The sequence below is a fragment of the Sphingomonas sp. H160509 genome (assembly GCF_024124765.2).
GTDB lineage: Bacteria > Pseudomonadota > Alphaproteobacteria > Sphingomonadales > Sphingomonadaceae > Sphingomonas.
On sequence record NZ_JAMXSR020000002.1, the window covers coordinates 1897757 to 1907500 of the forward strand.

4 protein-coding genes, 1 tRNA gene, 2 rRNA genes, 1 pseudogene and 1 other annotated feature are annotated in these 9744 nt (G+C 58.2%); of the genes and pseudogenes, 3 read left to right on the plus strand and 5 right to left on the minus strand.

Features of this window, described 5'->3' with window-relative positions; genetic code table 11:
• Position 1: 1 nt before the first annotated feature.
• Positions 2–979 (minus strand): SDR family oxidoreductase, encoded by a 978-nt coding sequence (locus NHF48_RS10955; RefSeq protein ID WP_253071130.1) that lies wholly within the window; start codon positions 977–979, stop codon positions 2–4.
• 265 nt (positions 980–1244) lie between these two features.
• Positions 1245–1544: a hypothetical protein gene (locus NHF48_RS10960; RefSeq protein ID WP_253071131.1), complete on the minus strand. Its 300-nt coding sequence runs from the start codon at positions 1542–1544 to the stop codon at positions 1245–1247.
• Positions 1545–1780: 236 nt separating this feature from the next.
• Here NHF48_RS10960 and NHF48_RS10965 point away from each other — a divergent pair, with 236 nt between their 5' ends.
• The 3 genes and pseudogenes from NHF48_RS10965 to NHF48_RS10975 all read left to right on the plus strand — a co-directional run bounded on the left by NHF48_RS10965 (position 1781) and on the right by NHF48_RS10975 (position 6028).
• Positions 1781–2056: a hypothetical protein gene (locus NHF48_RS10965; RefSeq protein WP_253071132.1), complete on the plus strand. Its 276-nt coding sequence runs from the start codon at positions 1781–1783 to the stop codon at positions 2054–2056.
• A gap of 1408 nt (positions 2057–3464) precedes the next feature.
• Positions 3465–4296, plus strand: a pseudogene (locus NHF48_RS10970) (23S rRNA (adenine(2030)-N(6))-methyltransferase RlmJ).
• A gap of 1008 nt (positions 4297–5304) precedes the next feature.
• Positions 5305–5418, minus strand: a sequence feature (AL1L pseudoknot).
• A 460-nt stretch (positions 5419–5878) separates the two neighbouring features.
• Positions 5879–6028, plus strand: a complete 150-nt coding sequence (locus NHF48_RS10975; RefSeq protein WP_253071133.1) for a hypothetical protein — start codon at positions 5879–5881, stop codon at positions 6026–6028.
• A gap of 7 nt (positions 6029–6035) precedes the next feature.
• Here NHF48_RS10975 and NHF48_RS10980 read toward each other — a convergent pair.
• The 3 genes from NHF48_RS10980 to NHF48_RS10990 form a co-directional block, all read right to left on the minus strand.
• Positions 6036–6112 (minus strand) — tRNA-Met (locus NHF48_RS10980).
• A gap of 126 nt (positions 6113–6238) precedes the next feature.
• A 5S ribosomal RNA gene (rrf, locus tag NHF48_RS10985) occupies positions 6239–6353 on the minus strand.
• A 224-nt stretch (positions 6354–6577) separates the two neighbouring features.
• Positions 6578–9379, minus strand: a 23S ribosomal RNA gene (locus NHF48_RS10990).
• Positions 9380–9744: the final 365 nt, after the last annotated feature.

Here is a 9744-nt window from a genome sequence, read left to right on the forward strand (position 1 = left end):
GTCACGCGATGAACTCCCGCAATGCGAAGCCGCCAGTATCCGCGACCACAGCGTCCGTTGGGAACCGTATCCACGGGCGCACCACAAGATAGCGGTCGTCTTCAATCACCGGCGACGGCCGAGCCAGACACCGACCCCCCGCAAGACCGAGAACCGCCATACTGCCCGCCGCGGCTGCCACCTTGCGCCCCCGGTGTGGATCGCGCCGGCCACCATCTGGACCGGCGGGGACGCCAGGTTCGAACAACACCCCATCGCTGTCGTTGCCGTCGGCTGCCCGGGCCGACCAGGTGTCGAGGAAGCCACTCATGATAGCCGCCAGCAGGTTCGGCGCCGCGAACTCGCCGAGTTTGAAGGCGATTGCCGGCGCGCCGACCGCAGTGAGGTTACGGGGGTGCATGGCTAGCCGCACGACAGCCTTAGCAACCGTCTCTGGTGCGAGCGAACCCGCGGGTAACGAAAGCCGTGCGCCAGTATAGTTACCGGCGTGGTCAACGCCGGGTTCGTCGACGAAGGTTGGGCAGACGTCGCATATGTGAATGTGCGGGCGCTTCGACACCTCGCCGCGCAACGCCGCGCTGAACCCGCGCAACCCGAACTTGCTCGCCGAATACGCCGCAGCGTAAGGCGTGGCAACGAAACCGCCGGCTGAGATCATGTTTACCCACGTGCCGTGATCCTGCCCGAGGAAGATCGGCAATACTGCATGTACGTCGTTCATGTGGGCGACGAGGTTCACATCGACGACGCGGGCATGATCCGCGATCGGGACGTCTTCGTACCGGCCAAGCACACCGACGCCTTCGCAACTGAACCACAGGTCGATGCCACCGAGTAGATCGCGCGCCTCGGCAGCGAACACGGCCACTCCGCCTGCATCGGTGCAGTCGACTGGACGGACGATCGCGCTGCCGCCAGCTTCGACGCAGCGCTGCGCGACGTCGTCCAGCCCGTCCTTGCCACGAGCCCCCCAGGACAAGCCGCGCTCCCGCTTTGGCGAAAGCCACCGCCGTTGCCGCGCCGATACCGCTCGATGCACCGGTTATCACGACACGCCGCCCGGCCAGGTTACGATCAGCGCTCATCGGATGATCCTCGAGGCGGCGGCCTTTACGCCTTCGGGAAGACAACGCGGCCGCGTTAGACAAACTGTCTTATCATCATGCATAAACACTAAACGTCCCGAAGGCGCTGGGGTGCCACCCAACCCCGCGCGATGTTCCTTGAAAGTAATCCCAGGTTGATCAGTTCGGATTGGTATGCGGTTCCTTGGGGCCATCGTTCAAAGACCTGAGCTGGGCCTCGCGGGTTGGGTTTCCACTCCCGCCGTGCGGAACCGGGACATCGATGGGACTGTTCGGCGTCGCACCACCGCTGAGTTTCCCCGATCCGCTCAAGCCATCCGCGGCATCGGCACCACCTAGACCCCCGCCGCCCGGCGTTTTGGTCATCTGCGCATCGTCTAAAACGGTCGCAGCGCTCTCCGCGTCGTCCGGCTCCGGCTTCACGTCGTCAGGTACAATGTTCGGCTGTTCGGTCGTCATGTCGATCTCCTTTGCTCGCTCTAAAACCATTTGAGCCGAGCTAGTTTCCCATCAATTCAACGAATCAAATGCTTGTTGCTGGAACACAGGAGCCCGGAGGATACCGTCTCGGCCCGCCCCCCGATGGCCAATTCGTCCAGCATCACCCGGGAGGATCCGAGGCAAATTCCGCCGCTCCGCCCTCATGGATATGTTCCAAAATCTACGCGTTTGAACTTCGTCACAGGGAGAGCATGATGCCCGATACGTTCAAACCAACTGCGAAGATCGCCGCCAATGCGACGAAGGGGCTAAAGTTACGCGACGATTTCGGACGAGGCGGTACGGACGTCGGGGTTCGTCGTGCCGAACAATTGGCAGCACAGGACGATGTGACCGCCGAGGATGTGAAGTCGATGCACAGCTACTTCGCTCGTCACGAGGTCGATAAAGACGGCAAAACGCACGAGTGGGGATCGGACACTGATCCGTCCGCGGGCTACATCGCTTGGCTTCTTTGGGGGAGGCGATGAAGGCAAGGAATGGGCCGATCGACACGTCGAGAAGCTCGACTAGAAGGCTGTCGCAACGGAAGAGCGCGATCACGATCGTCATTCGATCAAGATCGACCACCACTTTTACCGCGGAGGGCCGGCACGATGCCGTTAGCGCTCCTGGTCCCCTGTAATTGATCGGCGCCTATCAGATGTACGTTCTTATTTTTGCCGCGGCCGCAGCCCTAGTGCAATCGCCAGTTGCTGCATCCGTGGTGAAGCCAGGCACGATATCGATCGTGGCTGCTGATCGTCCGACCACGTCTCCCGCTATCACGAAAACGTTCACGGACGCCGTGCAGCGAACCCTCCTTCGAACAGCTTTCCTGCCCCCTCCCCGACGCAAACCACAGCCTTTACGTCGCCAAGGTCGAGGTATCCCAGACACAGCGCGGCGTCGTCCGGTCCGGCAATGACCGATCAGGTCGACCGGGCGTGGCGGCCGGGCTCAGATGCCTGTCGCTGACTTTGCCCTCGGGGAAGGATCAGTTGCATGGCCTGATCGTCACCCGTCTCGAGGTGACCGTGTCGCTGCGCCGCGACAATCACGTTGTCTGGACCGGACAGGCGACCACGGTGCGCGCTAGCGGCACACGAACAGGCGAACCCTCGGCTGTTGCCGCAGCTCTGTCCGATGCCCTCCTGAGATGGTTTCCCCGACAGCTGCCCGGACCGCTGTCTGTGCCATAAGCTTCACCGGCAAAGCGGTCGTCAGACCCTGATCTTCGACAACACGCGCACCGTGACATTGCCGCGTCTGTCAAGCTTCCGCCCGTAGAGCAATGCCATCGATCAACGGAGTGGTTGAACAATCCCACGTCATCCTCACCGGCCGCAAACAAACCCGGAATAGCCCTACGTGCAACGAGTGACTCAAAAGTGCCCCTACCGCCTTATGACTTTGGTGATCAGTATCTTTGCCAGCCCCTGACCGAAAACTTTAGCACCACCCTACAATAGACCCCGTTGACGTCCTGTCGGCTGAGCGAAGTCGTCCCAGTGGCGTAGGCGGTGTGCGCGGGGTCGGGCATTCTTCCCCCCTGAACTTCTCTTGCCAATAGCGCGCGTGCCCTGCAATCGCGTCGTAAGGCATCGGAGGAAATGCTTCGCGCGGCCAACCTCTATCGCCCCAGTTACGGCGGACGACGGGTCCCTTGGTGATCGCGCTCGCTACCCGCGAAGCCCGACGCGGCGCAGTGTATAAGCCAACATTCATCCCGAAGCCCCCTGCCCTTTCGCTAACGCGGGCGTGAGGACTCGCGCAGAACTGCGTTGAAGGTTTTTGCGCGGCTTTATACTAGCACCGGATCAGCTACTTTGGTCGCCTCGCGCTCGGCAACCACCTAGCAGCACGCGTAAAGGTAAATCGTCAGGATTTTGGGCCGCAATGAATTATCGTCATTCCTTCCATGCCGGCAACAGCGCCGATGTGGTGAAGCACAGCCTATTGATCGCGCTCGTCCGGGCCTTGCAACAAAAAAGAGGGCGCGCTGACCCTAATCGACACTCATGCCGGCTGCGGTCTGTATGACCTCGGCAGCGAGGATGCCCGGCGCACCGGCGAGGCCATGCAGGGCGTGCTGCGGGCCTTTGCCGACCCGAACCCCTTGCTGAACGACTACCGCGCCGCCGTGCAGGCGGTGAATGTCGGGGCCGAGCCGCATCTGTACCCCGGATCGCCGCGGATATTGGCGCAGCTTCTGCGGCCGCAGGACTTCCTGATCCTGAACGAAAAACATCCCGAGGACGCCTATACCCTGCGCGGCGTGATGCGCGACACACCCGCTGCTGTGCATGAGCGCGACGCCTACGAACTTTGGCTGGCGATGCTGCCACCCAGAACCGCGCGGGGCGTGGTGGTGGTCGACCCGCCGTACGAGCAGACCGATGAACGCGCCCGTATCACAGCCACCCTTGCGGCTGCCTCTCGCAAATGGTCGCATGGCGTCACGGTGATCTGGTATCCGCTGAAAGACCGCGCCACGCATTGGCAGTGGAAGGAAGAGTTACGAAAGCTCGGCATTTCGAAATTGCTGGGGGTGGAGCATTGGTTGTACGATGGCGATCAGCCCGGCATCTATAATGGCGCAGGCCTTTATATCGTCAACCCGCCCTACGCCTTCGTGCAGGCTCTGCCGCCTTTGCTGGAAACCCTGCGCGTCGTGCTGGCGCCGAACGGGCATGGGGGCGAGATCACAACCGAGTGGTTGCGCGATTAACGGTATAGCCTCACCCCCCTTCTTTCGAAGGGGGTATCACCAAACCGCAGACTTCAAATTAACATCTTGCGAGATCCGTTCGATGTTGGCTGGCTATCGCAGCCTGCGCTCCGCGTTTCCTAGCAGCGACGGTAGGTCTGCCTTCTCTTGAAAAATAATAATTGGCGAAGACGCTACGAACAGTGACAAGTAACTGTTCCTGTTCTCGATAGCCGCGGCCGCGTGTAGACGCGTAGTCTGGAAATTAACGGTCCTAGGTTAGTCGACGCGAAACCGCGGCTTGAACAGCCGCGGGGTCCGGCAAAGGCCTTGGCTTTTTAGGTCACCCCGCCATATCCATGCTGTCTGCGACACTATAATATTGGCGTTCGGCTTCGGAGGCAGGGTGTCGCCGACCGTGCCGGCCGACGGCTCGATCCCGGCCTTCGAACAGCTCGACGTACGTGATCGCCGCGTATCATGAGCCGCAGTTCCTGTGGTGAAAGATGCCGCCACGTGGGACCGACCCGCGGTCGTGAAAGGCTTGCTCGATCGCGTTGGGACGAATGTGAAATGTCGTTCCGTCGGCACGCTATTCGACGCCCCGGCGGGCGTGGTTGTCGATGACGAAGCCCGTCCTGAACCTGTCGAAGAGTCGATGTAGACAAACCTGCCCCAGTCGCAACGTAGGTGGAGTCCGACACCCACTGCATGTTCGGCGTTGGGGCGTAGAACTGCCGGTTGACGTGATCGCGCGGGCACGGCGCCGCTTTGTCGCTGATGGTCGGGCGCTGGCTTGCCGCGAATTACCCGTGTCAAGCCGATCTCGCCCATCAGCAGTTCCATAGTACAACGAGAGATTACGCAGCCCTCCCGCGTCATCTGCCAGCCGGCCTTATGCGCACCTTAGGCCGCTTAGTTCTCTGCGAACGTACAGGCTATCTCAGGCTTAAAGGCCACATCCTGCCGCGCCGGCGCCGGTAGGCGCGGCAAATTCTGTCACTGCGCGACGCGCTCATGATATGTGAATGGGGCGATCAACAGGATGCGGCAGATCGGCTCGACCCCATGGACACTGGTTATCCTCAAAGATCGTGATCATCGCCGGGGCGGGTAGTCGAGTTCCACCTGAGCAAATACCCGAATGCCCCTCAGGCAAGCAGGACAGGCTTACGCAGGATTTCATTGGCCTACCGCCGTTCGCGTATCTCGCGTTCTAGCACCTTCGTCTCGTCAGCGACCGCAGTCGAAACACCGACGCGCTTCCCGCTGTCGACCTCTGCCTTCTGACCTCTTCATGCCGAGTTTACGGAACACGACAGAGTTCTTTGGCAATCGATACCAGCGTCGCCCATCTGAACGGATACTCCCGCTCGTGATCGAAAACCGCCCGCCCTGTCCGCTCGCCGACCTCGGGCACAAACGTGTTCGTTGTTTTGCGCGTCATGACTCTTAGTTTCAAGAGTTGGGTTTCGACAAACCCGGGGCAGTCAATCCGCTGGCTTCAAGCTGCATCCGAACCTGAGCCGTTTGCATAGTAAGAAGGCGGGATGGGTTACCGCGGCGTTCGAGAGCACGCGGTAAAACGCAGGCGTTCGAACGGTTGCGCGCGCTTATCGAGGCTGTGGTGCTGACGCCGGAAGAGGGTGATCTCGCGATTGATCTACGCGGCGAGCTGGCCTCGATGCTGTCGCTTTATGCCGGAGCGGAGACGCAAAAAGCCTCCGCGGGTGAACCCTTGGAGGTGTTGTAAATGAAGTTGGTTGCGGGGACAGGATTTGAACCTGTGACCTTCAGGTTATGAGCCTGACGAGCTACCGGGCTGCTCCACCCCGCGCCGAGATCCCATCGAAGTGGTACTTCGATGGGGCCCGAGTGTCCGCGTTGTGCGGAACTGAGTGTATGAGAAATTGTGAATGGGTTTTGGATATGGTGTGTGTTTGCATGTTGCACGGGCTTCAATGCCTGGCGACGACCTACTCTTCCATCGCTTGAGCGATAGTACCATTGGCGCAGTCGGGTTTCACGGCCGAGTTCGGAATGGGATCGGGTGGGACACCGACGCTATAGCCACCAGGCAATGGAGCCGGTGCGACATGCGTTTGCGTTCATATCTGGGTCCCTCAAAGTTTCGCATTGCTGCGAAGCTTGAGGGTTTTAAAATCGATACCGTGCAAGGTTTGTAGTGGTATTCGACCAATCCCTCGACGGCGAGGGGATTGGCAATCTGGCGTCGTCTTAATCATCCGCACTATCGAATGGCTAGCTGGTTGCCCAGTGTTGTCATTGATGGTGTGAGACTCTCAAGCGCGAATAGAGCAATTAGTATCGGTTAGCTCCATGCGTTACCGCACTTCTACATCCGATCTATCAACGTCGTGGTCTCCGACGGCTCTATGAAATCTTATCTCGAGGGAGGCTTCCCGCTTAGATGCTTTCAGCGGTTATCCCGTCCATACATAGCTACCCAGCTGCGCTCCTGGCGGAACGACTGGTACACCAGAGGTATGTTCAACCCGGTCCTCTCGTACTAGGGTCAACTCCTCTCAAATTTCGACGCCCACGGCAGATAGGGACCAAACTGTCTCGCGACGTTCTGAACCCAGCTCACGTACCACTTTAATTGGCGAACAGCCAAACCCTTGGGACCTGCTCCAGCCCCAGGATGTGATGAGCCGACATCGAGGTGCCAAACAACCCCGTCGATATGAGCTCTTGGGGGGTTATCAGCCTGTTATCCCCGGCGTACCTTTTATCCGTTGAGCGATGGCCCTTCCACGAGGGACCACCGGATCACTATGACCGACTTTCGTCTCTGCTCGACTTGTCAGTCTCGCAGTCAGGCGGGCTTATGCCATTGCACTCTAACAGACGGTTTCCGACCGTCCTGAGCCCACCATTGCGCGCCTCCGTTACTCTTTAGGGAGGCGACCGCCCCAGTCAAACTACCCGCCACAGAGGGTCCCTGTTCCGGCTTACGGAACGAGGTTAGACATCAGAAACAAACAGGGTGGTATTTCACCTATGGCTCCACATCAGCTGGCGCCGATGCTTCAAAGCCTCCCACCTATGCTACACAGTTTCTTCCCTAATGCCACTCTGAAGCTGCAGTAAAGGTGCACGGGGTCTTTCCGTCTAACCGCGGGTACTCCGCATCTTCACGGAGAATTCAATTTCGCTGAGCATGTCCTGGAGACAGTGGGGAAGTCGTTACGCCATTCGTGCAGGTCGGAACTTACCCGACAAGGAATTTCGCTACCTTAGGACCGTTATAGTTACGGCCGCCGTTTACCTGGGCTTCATTTCAGAGCTTGCACCCCTCCACTTAACCTTCAGGCACCGGGCAGGCGTCAGGCCCTATACGTCGTCTTGAAGCCGACTTAGCAGAGCCCTGTGTTTTTGCTAAACAGTCGCTACCCCCTGGCCTGTGCCCCCTCAAAGTGCTTGCGCATAGTGAGGGCCTCCTTCTTCCGAAGGTACGGAGGCAATTTGCCGAGTTCCTTCAGGACACTTCTCTCAAGCGCCTTGGTATACTCTACCTGACCACCTGTGTCGGTTTCGGGTACGGTCTATACGGTGGGGCTATTTCCTGGAACCATTTCGAAGCCATCCCAATCCGATAAGGGATGACAACACACATGATCCGTCACACACCACCAGGCCCACGAATATTAACGTGGTTCCCATCGACTACCCCCTTCGGGCTCGTCTTAGGGGCCGGCTCACCCTGCGCGGATTAGCCTTGCGCAGGAACCCTTGGTCTTTCGGCGAGAGGGCATCTCACCCTCTTTATCGCTACTCATGTCTGCATTCGCACTTCCGATACCTCCACGACCCATTACCAGATCGCTTCACAGGCTTACGGAACGCTCCGCTACCGCGTACCACATAAGTGGCACACCCTAAGCTTCGGCACGTATCTTGAGCCCCGTTACATCTTCGCCGCAGGACCTCTTGTTTAGACCAGTGAGCTGTTACGCTTTCTTTAAAGGATGGCTGCTTCTAAGCCAACCTCCTGGTTGTTTTGGAAGTCCCACATGCTTTCCCACTTAGATACGATTTGGGGGCCTTAGCTGTAGGTCAGGGCTGTTTCCCTTTTGACGACGGACCTTAGCACCCGCCGTCTGTCTCCCGCATATCACTCTTAGGTATTCGGAGTTTGGTTAGGTTTGGTAGATCTCGCGACCCCCCTAGCCCATCCAGTGCTCTACCCCCCTAAGGTGTTCGTGCGAGGCACTACCTCAATAGTTTTCGCGGAGAACCAGCTATTTCCCGGCTTGATTGGCCTTTCACCCCTAAACACAACTCATCCGGTAACTTTTCAACGTTAATCGGTTCGGACCTCCAGTGCATGTTACTGCACCTTCATCCTGGTCATGCCTAGATCGCCGGGTTTCGGGTCTAATACATCAAACTCTGGCGCCCTATTCAGACTCGCTTTCGCTGCGCCTACACCTATCGGCTTAAGCTTGCTTGATACATTAAGTCACAGACCCATTATGCAAGAGGTACGCTGTCAGGCCATAAAAGCCCTCCAACTGCTTGTAGGCAATCCGTTTCAGGTACTGTTTCACTCCCCTCATCGGGGTGCTTTTCACCTTTCCCTCACGGTACTAGTTCGCTATCGGTCACATACGAGTATTTAGGCTTGGAGGGTGGTCCCCCCATGTTCAGACAGAATTTCACGTGTTCCGCCCCTACTCGAGTCCTGAATTCTCACTTTCGTATACGGGGCTGTCACCCGCTATGGCGTCACTTTCCAGAGACTTCTACTAGTTGAAATTCAGGCACTGGCCTGGTCCGCGTTCGCTCGCCACTACTAACGGAATCTCGGTTGATGTCTTTTCCTCCAGCTACTGAGATGTTTCAGTTCGCCGGGTTCGCTTCACGAAGCCTATGTATTCAGCTAAGTGATACCTAACCTAATTAACTCTACCCCAGCATTGCTGCTCAAGTAGAATTAATCGGGATAGGTGGGTTTCCCCATTCGGAAATCGTCGGGTCAAAGCTTGCTCACAGCTCACCGACGCTTATCGCAGCGTGCCACGTCCTTCATCGCCTGTATGTGCCAAGGCATCCACGAATTGCCCTTACCTCACGCTTGAGAGTCCACACCACCAACGACATCACTGGGTGCCTCCGAAGAGGTCACCAACTCGGCAGAGCAGTGCGCGTTGGCCTTTGTCAGGTGCGGATGATTATAATCTCAGCCAGATTATTAGTTATGATGATGTCGATATCTGGAGCCTCGAACCGCTCGTCCAATCCGCGCTGCACAGAAGTGCCTCACGAACCGCCGAAGCAATCCTCGTCTCCAAAATCGAGCACCTCACGGCATCGATTTTAAAAAACCCATTCACAATGTCAAATACGACGGGCGTGCCCGTCAATCACCGTGCTCTCGCACGGCGAACCGTTTCTCTTCATCTCTAGGTTGTGGCTGATGGTGCGTTGCCCGCGAGCCCGTCA

Excerpts from the sequence above, each read along its gene's own strand:
- NHF48_RS10960 (WP_253071131.1), bottom strand. The coding sequence starts at position 1,544 with ATGACGACCGAACAGCCGAACATTGTACCTGACGACGTGAAGCCGGAG.
- NHF48_RS10965 (WP_253071132.1), top strand. The coding sequence starts at position 1,781 with ATGCCCGATACGTTCAAACCAACTGCGAAGATCGCCGCCAATGCGACG.